This is a genomic window from Rothia sp. 88186D007BW, from assembly GCF_053544215.1.
Genome location: NZ_JBPPTR010000002.1, coordinates 101,112 through 120,828, shown reverse-complemented (window position 1 = coordinate 120,828; position 19,717 = coordinate 101,112). Strand labels below are relative to the sequence as shown.

Annotated in this window: 11 protein-coding genes; 7 read left to right on the top strand and 4 right to left on the bottom strand. The window is 53.0% G+C overall.

Features of this window, described 5'->3' with window-relative positions:
* The first annotated feature begins 148 nt into the window (after nt 1–148).
* From ACEE09_RS01780 to ACEE09_RS01760, 5 genes are all read left to right on the top strand, one after another.
* Nucleotides 149–2,161, top strand: coding sequence for a DUF6541 family protein (locus tag ACEE09_RS01780; protein WP_449081534.1), 2,013 nt, complete (start codon nt 149–151; stop codon nt 2,159–2,161).
* Between the two features lie 113 nt (nt 2,162–2,274).
* On the top strand, nt 2,275–3,012 hold the full coding sequence (locus ACEE09_RS01775; protein ID WP_449081532.1) for a glycosyltransferase family 2 protein: 738 nt from the start codon (nt 2,275–2,277) through the stop codon (nt 3,010–3,012).
* A gap of 2 nt (nt 3,013–3,014) precedes the next feature.
* Nucleotides 3,015–3,395 carry a DUF2304 domain-containing protein gene (locus ACEE09_RS01770; RefSeq protein ID WP_449081530.1) on the top strand — a complete coding sequence of 127 codons (381 nt, stop codon included), beginning with the start codon at nt 3,015–3,017 and terminating at the stop codon, nt 3,393–3,395.
* Between the two features lie 3 nt (nt 3,396–3,398).
* Nucleotides 3,399–4,274, top strand: a complete 876-nt coding sequence (locus ACEE09_RS01765) for a glycosyltransferase family 2 protein (protein WP_449081528.1) — start codon at nt 3,399–3,401, stop codon at nt 4,272–4,274.
* A gap of 30 nt (nt 4,275–4,304) precedes the next feature.
* Nucleotides 4,305–5,624: a hypothetical protein gene (locus ACEE09_RS01760; RefSeq protein WP_449081527.1), complete on the top strand. Its 1,320-nt coding sequence runs from the start codon at nt 4,305–4,307 to the stop codon at nt 5,622–5,624.
* A 66-nt stretch (nt 5,625–5,690) separates the two neighbouring features.
* Here the strand turns inward: ACEE09_RS01760 and ACEE09_RS01755 are convergent, their stop codons facing one another.
* Nucleotides 5,691–6,677, bottom strand: a complete 987-nt coding sequence (locus ACEE09_RS01755; RefSeq protein ID WP_449081526.1) for a glycosyltransferase family 2 protein — start codon at nt 6,675–6,677, stop codon at nt 5,691–5,693.
* A 1,115-nt stretch (nt 6,678–7,792) separates the two neighbouring features.
* Here ACEE09_RS01755 and ACEE09_RS01750 point away from each other — a divergent pair.
* On the top strand, nt 7,793–9,967 hold the full coding sequence (locus tag ACEE09_RS01750) for an acyltransferase family protein (RefSeq protein ID WP_449081524.1): 2,175 nt from the start codon (nt 7,793–7,795) through the stop codon (nt 9,965–9,967).
* An 84-nt stretch (nt 9,968–10,051) separates the two neighbouring features.
* On the opposite strand, the gene ACEE09_RS01745 is transcribed toward ACEE09_RS01750, so the two are convergent.
* From ACEE09_RS01745 to ACEE09_RS01735, 3 genes are all read right to left on the bottom strand, one after another.
* The gene (locus ACEE09_RS01745) at nt 10,052–10,891 is read right to left on the bottom strand and encodes a hypothetical protein (RefSeq protein WP_449081522.1); all 840 of its coding nucleotides are present in this window, start codon (nt 10,889–10,891) and stop codon (nt 10,052–10,054) included.
* Nucleotides 10,891–11,925 (bottom strand): helix-turn-helix domain-containing protein, encoded by a 1,035-nt coding sequence (locus ACEE09_RS01740; RefSeq protein ID WP_449081521.1) that lies wholly within the window; start codon nt 11,923–11,925, stop codon nt 10,891–10,893. The genes ACEE09_RS01745 and ACEE09_RS01740 overlap by 1 nt, the downstream gene beginning before the upstream one ends.
* Nucleotides 11,926–12,119: 194 nt before the next feature.
* Nucleotides 12,120–14,396: an NAD-glutamate dehydrogenase domain-containing protein gene (locus tag ACEE09_RS01735; RefSeq protein WP_449081519.1), complete on the bottom strand. Its 2,277-nt coding sequence runs from the start codon at nt 14,394–14,396 to the stop codon at nt 12,120–12,122.
* Nucleotides 14,397–14,722: 326 nt separating this feature from the next.
* On the opposite strand from ACEE09_RS01735, the gene ACEE09_RS01730 reads away from it, so the two are divergent.
* Complete coding sequence (locus tag ACEE09_RS01730) at nt 14,723–19,621, top strand: NAD-glutamate dehydrogenase (protein ID WP_449081517.1); 4,899 nt, start codon at nt 14,723–14,725, stop codon at nt 19,619–19,621.
* Nucleotides 19,622–19,717: the final 96 nt, after the last annotated feature.

Here is a 19,717-nt window from a genome sequence, read left to right as displayed (position 1 = left end):
GGGCACTAACTAGGGAAAAGCGATTGGCTATATATCTAGGGCTGAGCTTACAGAGAGACGGAACCCTGTAGACTGAAATGCAGTGCAAAATGTATAGGGCTAGCACGTTGTATGGTATGACCTGCTGGTTAGAAAGAAAAAGGGTTCTATGAGCTGGGAAGATGTTACTACTCCCTTAGCCGCGTGTATTTTCCTGGTTTTAGCACCAGGCTTTATCGTGGCAGTGGGGGCTCGTCAAAGAGGTGTACACGCTCTAGGACTTGCGGCACCATTATCTATAGGCGTTCTTTCTATAGCTTCGATGGTCGCTCCCTTCATGGGCCTTTCATGGTCTTACGGGGTGGTTTTTGGCTTTGCGTTATTCTTTGCCCTCTTTTTCTGGTTGTGGACTACATATTTTTCTGCAATAGGGGTGCGGAGCCGCACTAGGGCTGATCGACAGAGCGGCAGCGTCGCGGTAGCTACTCGCCTACGATGGTGGTCACCTGGCGATCAGTGGTGGTATATCTCAGCTGCGATTGGTATATGGCTCGTCATGGCGACCATGACTAGCGTTATTAGGAACCCAGAGTGGGTTGGTCAATCTTTTGACGAGATTTTCCATTTGAATCTGGTTCGTTATTTTGTAGATACAGAAAATGCCTCATCATTAGGGGCTTCGAAGGTTGCCGCTGGAGATGAACCTGGATCTTTTTACCCTGCTGTATGGCATGCTCTTGCAGCACTGGTATATCAAGCGACAGATAACACGACTATACCTATAGCCGTAAACGTTACGGCAGTTGTTGTGGGATCTATTGTATGGCCACTTTCTATGATGTATTTCGCCTACACAACAGTTCACCTTAACCGTATAGCCATTCTGACGGTCGGCGTTTTCTCTGCTTCACTCTCAGCTTTTCCCCTGCTTCTAGTTCATTGGGGGATTCTGTACCCTAACAGTCTAGGGATTGCTTTAATTCCAGTTGGACTTGCCCTAACTGCCCAGGTTTTTCGTGTTTCACACCGGCTCCACATGAGCGCCTCTGAGGGGATTGCACTGGGTATAGTGGTTGTTCTAGGAATGGCGGTAGCCCATCCTAGCGCTATGATGTCGATGCTAGTTATGGCCGTACCTATTGTTGTAGCTCGTATGGCTTTACAAGTAAAAACTACTATCGAGGGATCCCTCTCCCCGATGATGGGTGGGCTTCAAGTTACTGGTCTTGTTGGCCTACTTTTAGTTACCTGGATTTTATGGGGCGTTATCAGGCCTGCTCCTTATCTTGATTGGCCACCTACAGCAAGTAGTGCCCAAGCAGTGGGAGAATTTCTAACGAATGGCGTTATGGGAATGAACGCTTATTGGCTGACCAGCGTTTTCATGCTCCTTGGTGTTTTCTTCGTGGCGAGAAGTCGTAACCGTGCTCTGTGGATTGTTGGATCATGGTTGGTGGTGGCCTACTTCTATGTGGTGGGAAGATACCTGCCATACGAAGAAGGCAGGAACGCCATTACAGGTGTCTGGTACAACGATGTATATAGAATTGCTGCGCTGACGCCTATTATGGCAAGTCTACTGGCTGCTCTTGGTATTCATTATGTCTCTGATTATTTGGTGAAAAAAATCAATGGACTTAGTGTGAAAACGTCTACTCCGAGTAGATTTATAAAACAGGTGGGCGGTCTATTTCTTACTGTTCTAGTTGTATTCCAACTAGGGTATGGCACCCAGACTGCAAAGCCCTACACCGATTATGTAGAAACTGTAGCTAAATACTACGATCCATCCCTAAATGCCTGGCGTATCAGTCCGGATGAACTTCAGGTGCTGGACTATGTCGAAGAAAATGTTCCCAGTGACAACACTATTGTGGTAGATCCCGGTACCGGTGGAGCTTATGCTTATGCGATTGCAGGCCGGAAGGTAACGGCTGCTCATATATTCCGGGTAGAAAGTGAGAATCAGCGTTTGTTAAACCTATACTTTGACGATGTAGCAGACCATCCCGAGGTCTGCGAGGCTGTGCGTGAAGAGAATGCCTACTACGCCCTTGACTTTGGAGAGGTTGCGCGTGACAGCCAAATTACTGGTATCGACAATTTATCAAACCAGCCCGGATACACAGAGGTCTATAGGGTCGGTGATGCAGCCTTGTATCGAATTGATATATGTGACTAGGCTCTTACGACACTGCGCAGCAGACCTTTTTGAGCGCTAGACTGCTAGACTGAGGTGATTCTTCAGTATGGCGGTAATAGTTAAGTAAGTAGGTACAGGAGCTTAGCCCTTCAATGAATGAAAACATGTCGGCGGTGCCAGACCCTAGTGTGCTAGTGATTATGCCTGCCTGGAATGAGGAAGAGGCAATCGGAGCGACGATTGCTGATCTTCGGGCTAAGGCTCCCTGGGTTGACCTAGTCGTTATCAACGACGGCTCTACCGATAACACGGCTCAGGCGGCCCGCCAAGCCGGGGCCTTCGTCATTGACCTGCCCTACAACATGGGCGTTGGTGCTGCCATGCGCACAGGGTACCGGTATGCCCGCCGTATGGACTACGATATCGCTATGCAGATGGACTCGGACGGCCAGCACCCCCCTGAGTTTATCGAGACCCTCATTGAAGGCCTGGGGCGGGCCGATATCGTCATTGGTTCCCGCTTCGCTGCCTCTGATGCCTATAAGGTGCGAGGCCCCCGCAAATGGGCAATGGGCCTGCTCTCTTTCCTCTTTACCCGCATTTCGGGTGAGGAATTTACCGACGTCACTAGTGGGTTCCGCGCGGTCAACCGGCGCGGTATTCAACAGTACTGCGAATTTTTTCCTGCCGAGTACCTGGGCGATACCATCGACTCAACTGTGATGGCGATTCGCTCTGGTTGCAGGGTTATTCAGGTGCCGGTAGAAATGCGGGAGCGACAGGGCGGCACTCCCTCATCGGGGCCTCTCAAGTCAGCTATCTACCTGGTGCGATCATTTTTCGCCTTCGGTATCTCTATGACGCGTAAGAAAACAGTCGGGGAGGGCTAAATATGCCGTCAAATGTCTTCTTTCTGATTCTGTCGGTTCTCATTTTCGTCATGGTTTTTGCCCAGGTGCGTAACCAGAAGATGAAGGAGAAGTATGCAGCTCTGTGGCTGCTGGTATCAGCGGCAATTATCGTGCTGGCGCTCTTCCCCCACCTGTTGAGTGCACTGGCTGACCTGACAGGCGTTATTGTGCCCGTCAATCTGCTTTTCATGCTGGCAATTATCATGCTGATTGGTATTTGCCTGCACCTGACTCTAGACCTTTCGCGGCTGGGTGAAGATACCAGAACTCTGGCGGAAGAAGTAGCCATGCTCAGGGCTCAGCTAGAGCAACGTGACCTTCACGGCCCCACCCCACCTGTGGAAGATTCCGGAGAGAAATAACTGATGACTGTAGATATCATGATGCCTTTTTACGGTGACGTACGTCAGATGCGTGATGCCGTAAACTCAGTTTTGCGTCAAACCAGCGAGAATTGGCGTCTAGTTGTGATTGATGATCAGTATCCGGACCCTTCCATTGGTGAGTGGTTGCAAGCGATGGAGGACCCACGGGTCATCTATCTTCGTAATGATCAAAATTTGGGTTCGAATGGCAATTTCCGTCGTTGCGTTGAATTAGCTGAAAACGAGCTGACTGTTATTATGGGCTGTGATGATGTGCTATTACCCAATTATGTTTCTTGGGTTGAGCAAACAGCTGAATTTCATCCCGAGGTAACAGTATTTCAGCCGGGGGTAGTTGTCATCGATGAAAATGATGCATTATCGAACACCCTAGTGGAAAAGATGAAGGCCTATTATCGACCTAAAAAATCCTCTTTGATACAAGGAGAAGAGTTTGCCACGACCATTCTTCGTGGTAACTGGTTATATTTCCCTTCTTTAGCTTGGCGCACAGATGACTTGAAAAAATATAATTTTCCCCAAGGTTATGAGATTGTCCTAGATATGGCTCTGTTGCTTGATATGGCAATGGATCGCCATTCGTTGCTTTATGATCAAACTGTAGCTTTCATGTACCGTCGCCATAGTAATTCTTACTCATCATCTAGCGCTCTTGATGGTATGCGTTTTGATGAGGAGAGAAGGTTTTTCAGTGAGATAGCTACTCGTTCTCGTGCGTTGGGTTGGCAGAAGGCTGCACGAATAGCCAATCTGCATCTGTCCTCACGTTTGCATGCTGTAACTCTATTACCTAAAACAGTTGCGGCACGAAACTGGTCTGGCTCTAAAGCATTGAGCCGCCATATCATTCAGTAGCAAGATTCAATAGATAAAGGTAAGACCCGAATGAGTAGTAATGTACCTCAAGAAAATAGCAGGGTTAAGCCTATCCGCGGGAAGCTTACACGATGGCAGTCACTTGCTATCCTGGCTACCTCACTTGTAGCTGCGTTAACTAGTCTGCTTGCCACTGTCATCGCTCAACGTTTATTGCCGGGGGAAGAGGTCACAGATTTCATGATTTTCTGGTCTGCCATCTTCGCTGTTTATGGTGTGGTCTCCGGCGTGCAACAGGAAGTTACTCGCGCAGTTAGTTCCCATCGTGTAAAAACCGCTTCGGATGCTTCATATGAGGCCGGTGTATACGTGGTGCCTGCGGCGGGAGTAATCGGTATTATCATTGCAGTTATACTAGCGATAACTTCTTTTGGGTGGTCCTCTACTATTTTTTTACGTGACACCACTTCAACTGTTGTCCTACTCTGTGTTGGTGCCGCTCTATACGCAATTCATTCCGCCTACAATGGTGCTTCTGCTGGACGGGAACGGTGGTACCTATATTCAGCTATTGGTAGTGCTGAGTGTATATGGCGTCTGGTTGCAATGGCATTCGCTGGAATTGCCATCGGTACCTCAATCGCGATTAAGTCTGCAGTTGTATCCACTGTGCTGATATGGTTTTTATTTGTTGTGCTGAGTCGACAAGGCCGTAAAAACGCTGTTGCACGTGCTGACGTCTCAGCTAAACCATTCCTACGTAACGTGACTATTGCTGTTCTATCAGCAGCAGCTTCTGCTGTACTTATGACTGGCTTTCCAATTTTCATGAAAGCCAGCGAAAGTTCTCAGGACAATGCGGATGCTATAGTGACGGTAGGCGTACTCACTTTGGCTATTTCGCTAACTCGCTCACCTATTATGATTCCTTTGCAAGGATTCCAAAGTGTGGCTGTCTCACTCTTTTTGCAGAATCGTGAGAGTCCGCTCATAGCCTTACGTAAACCGTTGTTGGGACTGCTGGGTATAGGCGCGTTGGGTGCGGTACTTGCTTGGATAATAGGACCGTTCCTCTTCAGAATTATCTATCCTGCAAAACCCGGTCAGGAGGTAGTTTATGACGCGGTATCGGCAGGGCCGGTATTAGCTCTCTTAACCTTTGCTTCCGCTGTAATGGCTCTGCTGGTTCTATCAGGCACAGCTGTTCTCGCAGCCAATGAGCATCGTCTCTACATTTTGGGATGGGGGTCAGCTGCTGTGGTGAGCATACTCGTCATCTTCTTTATACCGCTTGATATTATTCCTCGAACGATCTTTGCACTCTACGTTGGTCCACTGTTAGGTTTCAGTGTGAACCTGACTGGCATGGTTGCATTAGCAAAGAGGTAAAAATACATAGAGAGAGGTGTGTATCTCGTAGGCAGCTATGAGACGCACACCTTCCCTTATGCGACTTTAGAGCCCGTATATCCTTCGAGTGTAATAGCTGTAGAGGGCTTTATAGCCCCTGGGTGATACTCGAAGCAGGATAGAACCTGCTGCAAGCTGTGGTGCAGAGAAGATGGCCTTTATGATGATTCTGGGACGTAGCATCAGCTGGCATTCTTTCACGTAGGCTTTAATCTCTTTATCATTAGAGCGAGCAGTGCGTAGCGCTCGTTGGGCTGCACTGAGCATCATGGTACACCAGATGGCAGCGAAAGCACTCTGCTCAAACTGATTCCCCTGGTGAAACCGTGTAATTGCTTTGAGATATTCTAATTGGTTATACATATGTATAAGCGGAGGGGGCTTCTTCCACGTTACTGATTGTAGGTTTACGGAGTACCAATAGAGCGAATCTTCAATGTACCTGACTTTACGCGCTCGCGTATATGCGTTTACTGTAAAGCCTTGATCCTCCGTGTACCTTAGATTAGGAAAACGTAGGCCGTCTAGTGCTGAAACCCTAAAGATTTTGTCGCATGCGAACGGGGTGGAGCCACCAGTAAAGAACTGGATAATTGCCTCATGCCCAGTCATTGTACTAGCCGGGGATACTAGGCGAAGCCGGTGCTCGCCGTTTGAGACTGAATCATGTGCACTGCCTACTATATCAATATCCTGATCAGCCGCTGCATGTAGTTTTTCGAGAAATTGATGGTGGTATTGGTCATCAGAATCTAGAAAACTAACCCACTCGCCCTGAGCTGTATCGAGAGCTTTATTGCGTGTGGCTGCAGTACCTATATTTTCAGTATTCTCAAGATACTTCACACGTGTATCTTGAGCTTCTGCTAGAAATTTTTTTACTTTTTTACGAGATGAATCGGTAGAAAGATCATCGACGAGGATTAACTCAAAGTCTTGATCTGTCTGTTCCAAAACACTTTTAATAGCCGTTGTTACAGTGTTTTCAGCATTATGAATCGGCATAATAACTGAGGTTCTAGGGGGACGCACTGGCGATTTTCTCCTTGGATTCAACTGAATGTATCTTGAACTATATTCTACGAGGCTTATTCAAAAGTAAGGAACCACCCCACACCCACCAACTAGACAACGACCCCACCAACGGCAAAAAATTGAGGATAAATCACTACACATAACCTCACACCACACCGGAAAAGACCATTGCCCAACCAACGCACAACAGGACTAACAGCTACGCAACTCGCCACACTACTCACACACCTCACCCACCAACTCACCTGAGGCACACCAGGCGGCAGACCATCAGCGCTCACCCCATCCAAAGGACTCAAAGCCACCTTGCTCTACCACCGCCACAACCTCACCGAAAAGCTCTTAGCAGACCTCTTCGGCACCTCCCAGCCAACGATATCGCAGGGGCATCAACACCATCGAACACACCATAGAGAACATCCTCTCCCCACTGAATCGACCTTTGAAAGAAAGCCTAAGAATCCCTGGCTCATGGGTGGTTGATGGGACACTCATACCCATCTGGAACTGGCGTTCATGAGGTACAACACATTTCTCAGGCAAGCACACAAAGGCTGGTTTTAATCATCAGATTATCTGCACACTTGACGGTAAACTCTGAGCGATGACAGACCCGTCACCTGGGGCTAGGCACGGTGCATATTGCTTCAAGGAGCACGGGTTGAATCGGTTCCTAAATTCTTCGACGTTGGCTGATAAGGGCTATATCGGGCTAGGGCTGGTGAGACTGAACAAGAGGCCTGCTGGTGAGAAACTAGGCAGGAATCGTAAGGCAGTGAATCGTCAGATCAATAGGCTGCGTTCGGTCATTGGAGTAAGTCATTGCCAAGTGTTTTATGGCCTGGCGTGTTGTGCACACTGGGTTTAGGCGGCTGTTGGGGTCTTACTGGCGGGTGTTTTCTTCTGGTGCGGGGGTTGGTGTTTTTTGCGGCTGGGGAGACTTTTGAATAAGCCTCATAAGAGAGTGATGAGCGAAACCTTGGATAATTTGAAATTTTGCGACATCTCTTCGATCTCGATTGAACATGACACTGTGATAGAATCCCTCAGTTGCTGGTTTGGCATACTTTATTTGCTCAGGTCCTTGTAGGTAGTGGGAAGAGATGACGAAAATGAGCCACAGACATAAGCCCCTGGGTAGCTTCATTGAGCAACCCAAATTCAGGCCAGAAGTTCAAGGGCTCCGCTCACTGGCGGTTCTCCTTGTCGTGATGTACCACGTCTGGTTCGGTAAGGTCTCCGGCGGTGTGGATGTATTCCTCTTCATCTCTGCCTTCTTGCTCTCGCTCTCCTCCTTACGCAAGATTCAGGGCGGTAAACCCCTCAAGGTTCTCAGCTACTGGCTCCACGTTTTCCAGCGTCTCCTACCAGCGTCCGCAACCGTTATCTTCACAACTCTAGTAGCCGCCTACTTCATCATCGCCCCCTCTCGCTGGGCGTCCCTGCTGGCCGATGCTAAAGCAGCCCTCTTTTACTTCCTCAACTGGCGCCTGGCCTTCACCTCGGTGGACTACTACGCCCAAGATGCCACCCTAAAAACCCCTTTCCAGCATTTCTGGTCCCTCTCTATGCAGGGGCAAATCTTTATCATCTGGCCCTTGCTCTTTGCCTTTGTTGCTTTCTTAGTGGGCTACCTACGCCTTAAGGTGCTCCCTACCGCCCTCTTTATCTTTGGCACAGTTTTTGTTACCTCTTTGACTTTTTCGGTACTTGAGACTTCCACGAACCAGTCTTTCGCCTATTTCGACACCCGCACCCGTCTGTGGGAATTTGCAGCCGGTACCCTGCTGGCTATGCTCATGCTGGCTTGGCGTGTTCCCTCTTGGCTCAAGGTGCCCATGGGCTGGGTAGGCATAATTGGTCTTATTACCTGTGGCTGGCTCCTACCCGTTGAGAAAGCTTTCCCTGGCTATCTGGCTCTGTGGCCCTTGCTCTCGGGCGCTTTTGTGATTGCTGCTGGTCAGACCGGTTCGCCTTTCGGTGTAGATCGCCTTCTCTCCGTTAAGCCTTTACAGAAGATGGGGGCAATTTCTTACTGCCTTTACCTGGTGCACTGGCCCATCCTCATTCTGTACACCACCGCTATCGGGGAGCCTAAGGCCGGATGGTTGGACGGATCTTTGGTGATTCTCTCGTCTATCGGGGTTGCCTGGGTCTTGCATAATGTGGTTGAGAAGCCCCTCCGGGCATGGGAGAAAAAACCCAGCCGCCGGTCCTTGCAACAGGTAACGCACAGCGAGGCTCCCTGGAGCCTTAAAAAACAGGACGCCCGAAGCTACTGGGCGCGTCCGGTGGCTGTGATTGCGGTGTGCTTTACCCTAGTTGGTGGCCTCATTGCCGGCGGTACGCGATGGCTAGATGTTCAAACCACTATATGGGCACACAGTGCCTCCCTTGCAGGAACTTTACAGTTCCCCGGTGCTCTAGCTATAGGTGAGACTAAGAGCTACCAGAATCCTCCCATCCCCCTTATTCGTGATCAAGGGTGGGTTGATACCTCTAGCGGTGAGCAGTGCAATTCCTACCCCGGTATGGAAAACTCAAGTCTCAACAATCCAGAGGCTGAGGAATACTGCTATGTGATGCAAACAAAGATAAGCCCTGATGCACCTACTTTTGTATTTGCAGGTGATTCGCATAGCCAGCAGTCCCTGCCCTTATTTGAAGAAGTAATCCCCGACGACGCCACAGTTATTCTAATGATTAAACCCTGGTGTCGTTTGACTGTTCCAGAAGAAAGCTACTCAACTGCTGGTCCTACAGCTGATGCTGCATGTCAAAGCTACAATGCGCGTGCTCTTGACGAAATCCAACACTTGAAGCCCACCTACCTTGCGGTAATCTCTACCCGACCTCAAGATGGTATCCCTGATGAGCGGCCAGTCAGCGGAATCGATGCTGTTGCGAGTTTTGCGGAATCCTACGGGGGTAAACTCATATCTGTCCGTGATAACCCACGATTTGCGCAGAACATGTTTGAGTGCTCCCAGCGCGAAAATACCTCGAGTTGCACAGTTCCACAGTCGCAGGTATTAGCATCTACGAACCCTGCCCAGCCCATGCTCGAGCGCTTCTCTAATGTCTACGAAGTGGATTTATCAAACTATTTTTGCCCTGAGGAATACTGCGGCCCTGTAATAGGAAATGTAGCGCTGTATATGGACAATAACCACCTCACAGTACAGTATGCCAAGACACTTTCGAGTGCGGTGGCACAACAACTTGAAGCCCAAGGTTGGGACCCTTCTGCCCCCAACCCCAGTAAGGAAAACCCCGGAGACGAATAGCTAACCTCTAAAGGTAAGACGCCCGCCCTAGCTTATATAAGCTAGGGCGGGCGTCTTTCTGTAGAAAGGAAACTTAGGGCTTTCTCATGCCGCGGGGTTAGTTACATTCTGGCCGATAAGCTGTCGTAATTCATTACGGTCGTTGCGGTTGAAACCATCAACGTTTTTTCGTCTTAATCGCGCACTTATTGTATGCAACTGGTGCGCGGTATCTTTACGTAACCCAATGAGATTTTTACGATGAAGGCCCCAGGGAATGCTCATAAAATGTTCTCGTATCAGTAGGAGTGACCTGAGATCTTTGAGATCTCTATCGAGATAACCTCTACCTGCGGTGGCGAAGGTTTTTAGAATGACAGCCTGTTCAACTGGAGGAATACATAGAGTTGCTGTGGTTTCAAAATCTGAAAAATATACTTTGAGTCGAACTGGTGGAACGGTGAGAACATGCTCTAATTCGAAGAGGGAGTCAAGCTGGCGTAGGCTATCTTCATCGGCAAGAGGAATCCGCGCGGCTTGAATCTTCCCCGCTTTAGGGTTGGCATTGAAGGGCTGTAGAAAATTTACCTCTTGATAACTGTCTGTGCCGTGTTGACCCCGTGTGTATGCAGAACCACCTGCCTTAGTGAAGCCTACGCGGATTAATTGCTGGTCTGCCTTTTCCAAGAGTTCCAGAACTGAGGTGTTCTCTTTGAGAGGCGTTTCAGTATTACCTAGGGCAGCATCTGTGTCGAGGGTGAAGCGGGGCTCAGTTTGTTCTGGTAGAGGGTAAATCTTCTGGAGAAGCATGACCATCTGACCTCCAATGATTCGATAGTCAGTTCTTCCGGCGTATGCTTGTGCAACAAGGAGTAGTGTTTCATGTGCGAGGCTCTCAGCCTTACTTGTGGAAGTGAGCGTAATTGGAATTTCGGATTCTGACATTACTTCATAACCCCTTCTAGTATTTTGGTTTTGAGTATCTGAGCAGCTTCACGGATATCTGCTTCTTTACTGCGTAGTAAGGTTAGATAGGTATCAACGGGGTCGGTGTAGATTCCTGGGAGGCCAGACTCATCGCTCCACCATTGTGCAGTAGTAAAACGTGTAGGGTCAGCCGGTATTGATATCTGCATAGTTGCTTTTTCTGGTGAGCTCTCGAAAAAGCCCTCCTCTTCGAAATCAGTAATTTTTGAAGTGAGTATTAGGCCTGTTTGAGGGTGCTTCCATGGTGAATACATGTCACTGGCTGCTACTCCTGCTACTGCTGAAGGGGTACCTGTTGCTGATAGGACTTTCTGAACGGTTTTAATTTGCTGAGCAAGGGGCGCTGAAGAGGACCAATATATCGTGAAATCATGCTTGGTAGGGTAAACGTGTTCAAGCCAGCTCAAGAGGTTTGATTTTTGGGTAAGGGAGGTGGAACTATCGAATTGTTTGAGGTTATGGCGTAAGAGGCTGAAAGTGCGTGAGATGGTGGGCTGGGTGGTATTGAGTATGTCGGCTATCTCTTGCTGATGGGGAATGGTTGGGGAGAAAATGATGAAACGAGCCAAGGCATAGAGATTCCAGGGCAGGGGGCGGGGTGTCTTACCCGAGCTGCTGACTGCATGTTTCTGCTGATAGAAGGTGCCATCTAAGTAGGCAGAACCTTGATGGAGGGCGATGTAGCTGCTACCTGTGCGTATGAGCTGTTCGCGCGCTTTCGCTGTGATGGTTGAGGCTATGACGAGGCAAGGCGAAGTATCGTTATCAGATTTGTTGTAGTGGTTGGGGCCCTCAAGGGAGGTAAGCTGTAGCATCTGTGAGGCCCCTACTGTTTCAAAAAGATGGGTAGAGAATGTGACGGTTCGGTTGCTGGGAAGTTCTAACTTCCACAGTTGGTGAGAGTGGTTACGAGGTTGCTGAGGATAAGCTGAGGCTTGAAGAAGGACGCTACCGATCTCTTGCAAAAAGCCATGGATAGTATGCTCTGACATTGCTCTTTTCCGCTTTCACACAAGTGTGTATACGTTACATCAAATAATTTTAATATAGCGTATATGACAATATTTATAAAATATGATATATGAATTTGGTTGCGATACTAGCTTTTAATCAGCAATAAGCGCACGCCCGCCCTAGCTTATATAAGCTAGGGCGGGCGTCTTTTGGGGTGGGGGAGTGGGCCGTATTAGGCGGCGGCGAGCTTAGCTTCGATAGCCTCGCGCAGGGCCAGGGCTTCTTCAACCCAGGCCTCAAAGTCGCCCTTGTCGTTGATATCGGGTAGGGCACCTGCTTCTAGGCGGGCTGCACGGAAGGCGCGGGCGATATCGTTGGCTGAGGCCCCGTACTTTTTCTTCATCTCGTACACGAAGGTGATTCCCGTGTGGTTGATGATGCGGTTGGCTGCTCGGGTTGCAATGATTTCGCTGCGCAGGGGGTGCTGGTTAAAGTAGGGGGCAAACTTTTCGGTAGCGGCGGCTGGGAAGTAGTCGGCTAACAGATCGTTGAGGTCTAGGTCTGGCTCGTCGGCGTAGTTGCCCTCAAGAAGTGCGGCGGTCAGATCAATTTTGGCGTAGGCGGTCAGCACTGAGAGCTCTGGGCCGGTTAGGGGGACGTTTGCTTCTGCCCGGTCTGCCAGGTCTGCCTCGGAGGGGAGCAGTTCGACCTCCCGGTTGAGGTGCACGGTTTCGGTCAGGTAGTCCATGAATTCGCCGGCAATGCTGTTGGTGTTGAAAACTTCGGTGCGTTCTGCTTGCAAGAGCGTGTTCTGCTCTAGGTTAGAGCGCAGGACGCGGCGGCCTACTTCTTCGACCTGGGTGGCGATGAAGTCTGCGCGGTGAGAGTCAGCGAAGTCACCTGCTTCGATGGCGCGGTCCATGAGGATTTTGAGGTTGACTTCGCGGTCGGAGGTTTCCACACCGGCTGAGTTATCGATGGCGTCGGTGTTGATGAGGATTCCGCCTGCTGCTGCTTCGATGCGGGCGCGCTGGGTGAGGCCCAGGTTACCGCCTTCGGCAATGACGCGAACTCGCAGCTCGGGGGCGGTGATGCGGAGTTTGTCGTTGGCGGGGTCCCCGACCTGGCTGTTGCTTTCTTCGGTGGAGCGCACATAGGTGCCGGTTCCGCCGGTGTAGAGCAAATCTACGGGGGCTTTGAGGAGGGCGACGATGAGTTCGTCGGCGCTCAGGGCTTCGGCTGAGGTTTCCAGGCCGAGGGCTTCACGCATCTGGTCGGTGACGGGGATTTCCTTGTCCTTGCGGGAGAAGATACCACCGCCAGCTGAGATGAGGTCATGGTCATAGTCGGTCCAGTAGGCACGGGGGAGGCCGAACAGGCGCTTGCGCTCTGCGAAAGAGGTGGCCGCATCGGGGTTGGGGTCGATGAAGATGTGGCGGGAATCGAAGGCACCAATGAGGCGAATGTGCTCTGAGAGCAGGGCACCGTTGCCGAAGACGTCGCCGGCCATGCCGCCGATGCCAACCATGGTGAAGTCTTGGGCCTGGGAGTTGTGGCCTAGGGCGGCGAAGTGGCGCTTGGTGGATTCCCAGGCGCCGCGGGCGGTGATGCCCATTTCTTTGTGGTCGAAGCCGACAGAGCCGCCGGAGGCGAAGGCATCGCCTAGCCAGAAGCCGCGTTCTAGGGAGATGCTGTTGGCCATGTCTGAGAAGGTGGCGGTGCCCTTATCTGCGGCAACGACTAGGTAATGGTCGTCCTCGTCGAGGGCTATAACTGCCTCGGGGTGCACGATGGTGTTCTTGCCGTTCTCAGTGACTAGGTTGTCGGTGACATCGAGCAGGGAGGCGATGAAGAGCTTGTAGGCGTCCGCGCCCATCTGCTGGTATTTTTCTTGCTCTGTATCGCGGTCGGGCAGGTTCTTGGGTACGAAACCGCCCTTGGAGCCGGTGGGGATAATGACGGCGTTTTTGGTGACCTGGGCTTTGACCAAACCGAGCACTTCGGTGCGGAAGTCCTCAGGGCGGTCGCTCCAGCGCAGACCGCCGCGGGCTACCTTGCCAAAGCGTAGGTGTACGCCTTCTAGGGCTGGGCCTTCAACAAAGATTTCGAAGAGGGGCTTGGGTAGGGGCGCAAAGGAGATGTCGCGGGTGGAGATTTTTAGGGCGATGGTGTCTTTATCCTGGTAGGCGTTGGTGCGCACGGTTGCCAGGACGACCTCAAGCAACTGGGTGAAGAAGTCTTGGGTGTCGGCGTCCTTGAGTTGCTCAATGTCGGCGCGGACGCCTTGAGCCAGGTTGCGCTGGTTGGCGCGGCGGGCGTCCTTATCCTCGGTGAGATCGGGGTCAAAGCCTGTGGTGAAAATGTCGGTGATACCTGCGGTGATGCTGGGGTTATCAGAGAGGGCCTGAGCCATGAAGTCTTCTGTGAAGCTCGCTCCTAGCTGGAGGAGGTAGCGGGAATAGGTGTGGAGAACCTTGGGTAAAAGCTGTGAGCTGCTGGTCGATGACATTCTTAGCCCTTCGTGGGTGCAACGGGTGGATGGGGTGAAATTCCAGCATACGATTGCTTGGGGCCCTTGAACGACAGTTTCTTCGCAATATGAGATTTTATGTCTCGTATATGAAGAGAGGAGCCAGAGATATCTGGGAGTGCCATTCTGGGAATTTTCCAAAAGAGCTGTAACACAAGTGGTTCAGAAGATTAACACGGCAGTAATGGCCCAGGATTCACTCTTAGAGTGTTCGAGACTACTATTAAAGGAAGCTCGTATGAGGAACACCACAGGCATTGCGGTATGACCCCGCCCCGGCCCACACCCCAGAGAAAGGCAAATCCTTGCTCACCAACACCCACTCAGTTACCTGGTCAGCAGACAAAGACTGGATTAACGAATACTACCGGCACAGCTCAGCCGAAGAACTGCAAGGACTCACCGGGGAACAACTCACCGAGCTCGCCCAAACCCACCACCAGCTAGCCGCCACCCGCCACAGCGGGCAAGAACTAGTCACCGTCCACCAGGATGACCACACCGGCAGCACCCTCTTTATCATCACCGACGACACCAGCTACCTGGTCTCATCGGTCACCGCCCAAATCGCCAGCAACTGGGGCGGCATCGCAGGGCTGATCCACCCCACCTTCATCACAGAACGAGACGCAACCGGCCATCTCACCAGCCTCCAAGGCACCGGTGCCCCCCAGCCCGTAGCCAGCGGCGACACCATCTCCCTTCCCACCCTGCCCCAGACAACCAACGGCAGCACCAAACCCGCCATTGAATCCTGGATTGCCGTGCGCCTGACCCGCCACCTGACCGCCGACCAAGCCAGCCGCCTCGAAAACGAAATCCGCGCCGTCCTACTCGATGTGCGCCGCGCTGCCCACGACAACCAGGCCATGGCTGCCCGAACCCTAGAAATCGCCCAAAAAATTGGGGAACACACGGCCAACCCCCTGAGTGCGACCCTCAGCAAGACCGGATCCATTAGTGCGGACGCCGACCCCGCCACCAACCCACAAACAGTACAAGAATTCCTCCGCTGGCTCACCCACGGCAACTTCCTCTTCGTGGGCATTAAAGAACGAGACATCTCAAACCACTCAGGGGAGGTGCTTCTGACCGACCGTGAGGGCTCTGGCCTAGGTATTCTCTCCGACACCGGAAAAGGTGAGCCCATCGTCCTCACCGGTCTAGGCCTAAAAAACGCCCGCGACCCCAAACCCCTCTACATCACCAAAGCCAACTCCCGCTCCACCATCCAACGCCACGAATACCTGGACTACATCGGGGTGCGCGACATCGACGTATCAGGTACCATCATCGGCGAATACGCCATCTTAGGGCTCTTCACCAGCCAGGCCTACTCCCTGCCCGCAGCAGAAACCCCCCTCATTCGTGAACGTATCGCCAGCATGCGCCGCGACCTGGGCTACCAGCCCGGCTCCTACTCCGATGAAGCCCTCACCGGAATCCTCGAAGACTACCCCCGCCTGGAACTGCTCCACGCTAACCTCAACGAACTCACCGACACCTTCCGCGGCATCATGGGCCTAGAAGAGCGCCGCGCCACCCGCCTCTTCCTCCGCCCCGACGCCTTCGGACGCTTCGTCTCAGCCACCGTCTTCCTACCCCGCGACCGCTACAACACCCACGTGCGCCGCCGCCTAGAGTCGGTCTTCCACCAATATATTGAGATTGAAAGCATCGACTACGAGGTGCACCTCTCCACCTCATCTCTGGTGCGTATCTTCTTCCGCATCCGCCTCAGCACGCCCAACATCGTCCCGGTACTCGATACCGCCACCATAGAGCGCAGCCTGCAACAAGCCACCCGCTCCTGGGCCGAAGCGACCTCAACCGCTGTAGAAAAAGCCGCCCTCAAGGCCGGTTGCACCGCCCAAGAAGCCCGCCAAGCCTCCTACGACTGGGCTGATGCTGTACCTGCCACCTACCAGGCTGACTACGAAGTGGCTGATGCAGTAGAAGACATCGTCATCTTCGAATCCCTCAGCCCTAGCAAACCCGCCGCCATCGGCATCATTGATGACGCTGAAGGCACCCGCATCAAAACCTACCTGGCCTCAGCTCACACTCTCACCGAGCTACTACCCATCATGCAGAACATGGGCCTCGTAGTTATCGACCAAAAACCCTACGACATCACCCCCGCAGACGGACGCTCCTTCTCCCTCTACGACTTCGGCGTACAACTACCAGCAGGAGTTGACTCCCAAAAAATTGCAGGCCTCTACGAGGACGCCCTCAACGCCTATCTGCTCGGCCAGCGCGAATCAGACACCCTCGACCGCCTCATCCTGACAGAATCCCTCACCTGGGAGCAGGTGCGCGTCCTGCGCGCCTACACCCACTACCTGGTGCAGCTCGGGCAGGTCTACACCGCCGAATTCATGTCTGACACCCTGCTAGCCCACCCCCAGGCCACCCGCCTGCTCACCCAATACTTCTCCACCAGTTTCAACCCCGACACCCCCTTTGAAAATGATGACCACCGCGAAGAAGCCCGCGAAGAAGTCTGGGCGGAACTTGGCAAGGTACTAGACCACATCCCCACCCTCGACGTTGACCGCTTCATGCGCTCCCTAGCGACCGTCATGAAAGCCACCCTGCGCACCAACGCCTACCTGGGCCGCCCCGCCCTCTCCCTCAAGGTGGCACCGGGCCAGATTGACTTCGCACCGCTACCGCGGCCCACCTATGAAATCTTTGTCTACTCACCCCGCGTTGAAGGCGTGCACCTACGCTTTGGTGCTGTAGCCCGCGGTGGCCTGCGCTGGTCTGACCGCCGCGAAGACTTCCGCACCGAAGTGCTCGGTTTGGTTAAAGCCCAAATGGTTAAAAATGCCGTCATTATTCCCACCGGCGCCAAGGGCGGCTTCTACCCCAAGCAACTGCCCAACCCGGCTGCCGACCGCGACGCATGGGTTGCCGAGGGCCGCGAATCCTACAAGGTCTTCATCGCCTCCCTGCTCGATGTCACCGATAACCTCAGCATCGCAGCAGATGGCACCGAAACCGTAGTGCACAACCCCCGCGTCATCGCCCGCGATGGTGACGACTACTACCTGGTCGTTGCTGCAGATAAGGGAACCGCCTCCTTCTCAGATACCGCCAACGCTATCAGCGCCGACTACAACTTCTGGCTGGGTGACGCCTTTGCCTCCGGCGGGTCAGTGGGTTACGACCACAAGGCCATGGGCATCACTGCCCGCGGCGCCTGGGAATCGGTCAAACGCCACTTCGCAGAACTGGGTATCGACTGCCAAACCGAAGAGTTCACTGCCGTTGGTATTGGCGATATGAGCGGTGACGTTTTCGGTAACGGGCTGATGCGCTCACGTGCCACCCGCCTGGTCGCTGCCTTTGACCACCGCGATATTTTCCTTGACCCCAACCCCGATGCTGCGGCTTCTTTCGAAGAGCGTGTGCGCCTCTACAACCTGCCCCGTTCGTCCTGGCAGGATTACAACCCTGAACTGATTTCAGCCGGTGGCGGCGTCTACTCCCGTGGCGCTAAGTCCATCCCCGTATCTGAGCAGGTTCGCGCTGTGTTGGGCCTGGAAGAGGACATCACCGAACTGCCCCCCACCGAGCTCCTGTCTGCCATTCTTACTGCCCCTGTGGATTTGCTCTACAACGGTGGTATCGGCACCTATGTGAAGAGCCAGGAGGAAAGCCACACGGCTGCAGGGGATAAGGCCAACGACGCTATCCGCGTCAATGGTGCTGACCTGCGGGCGCGCATCGTGGGCGAAGGCGGCAACTTGGGCTTTACCCAGCTTGGCCGTATCGAAGCTGCCCGCAAGGGTATTCTCATCAACACTGATGCTATTGATAACTCTGCCGGTGTAGAGACCTCTGACCGCGAGGTGAACATCAAGATTCTGGTGGATCGTCTGGTGACTGCCGGTGAGCTCTCTGCAGATGAGCGCGCAGAGTTCATTGAGGCTCAGCGGGAGGACGTCGGCGCCCAGGTTCTGCTCACGAACGTAGAGCAAAATGTGCTCTTGCAGGCAGAACGCCACTACGCCGCCCCTGGCATGGAAGGCTACATTCGCCTCATTCAGGACTTGGAAGAAAAGGCCGGGCTCAACCGTGCAGTGGAGTTCCTGCCTACGGACGCTCAAATTCGTGAGCGCTACGATGCGACAGGGGAGACCCTGAGTGGCCCTGAGCTGGCGGTGTTGGTGGCCTATGTGAAGATTTATCTGACAGAGCAGCTAGAGAAGACTGATATTGCTGATGACCCCTACTTACAGCGGGTGCTGAGGGGCTACTTCCCCCCTGCGCTGGTGGAGCGTTTTGGTGAGCACCTTGACTCTCACCCCTTGCGCAAGCAGATTATCTGCACCCAGGTCGCTAACGAAATCGTCAATATTGGTGGTCTCACCTACGCCTTCCGCGCTATGGAAGAGACAGGCATGCCCGTGGACGCTCTAGCACGCGCCTTCTACGTTTCACGTGAAACATTCGGGGTTGGCAACTCTGCACGGTTGCATCGCCAACTTCCTGCCTCTACCCCGGTAGAAGGCTGGCAGGCACCCATCAGGGACTGGCAGCGCATCCTGGACCGCCTGGCCCGCTGGTTCGCCGCCGAACAATCAGTGCTAGCAGGCACCCCCATCGACCAGATGATCGAGCGGTTCAAACCAGTAGCCCAACTCATCCCCTCACTCAACGACTATTTCGCTGATCAGACCCGCGCCCGCGTCCGCGCCCTGCGCAACCAAGGTGAAGCCTGGGAGTTCCCCGAGGAACTCATCGTCAACTGGATCCGCGGCTTTGAAGCCTTCGCCCTGATGGATGTAGTACGCATCGCTGAAAGCCACGGGCTGTCAATTGAGCAGGTAGCCCGCGTCTACTACTCGGTCTACGACCGCTTCCAGATTGACATGCTCCTCACCACGATCTCCGAGCTGCCGCGCGCTGACCGCTGGGAGACCCTAGCCCGCTCAGCCCTGCGTGAGGGACTCTACGAAATCACCGCCACCTTGGCGTTGAAGATCGTACAAGAAGCCGGGGATCGCTTCATCTCAGGGGACGAAACCGGCGACCAGGCGGTGGCCCGCTGGACCCAAAACCACCCCGTCCAGACCAGTCGCGTAGACTCCATGCTGGCAGACATTCAACAAGCAGCCCCCGATGAGGAGGGCCGCCCCCGCCTGGCCGTCCTGCAGGTAGCCCTACGCGCCCTGCGAGGCATGGTCAGCTAGGCTTCGAACTACATAGGCCCCTCTCTTATAGCCCACAGTTGTCTGCGGGTGCACAAGAGAGGGGTTCTTTGTGTTAAGTGAGAATCTGTTGAGCTA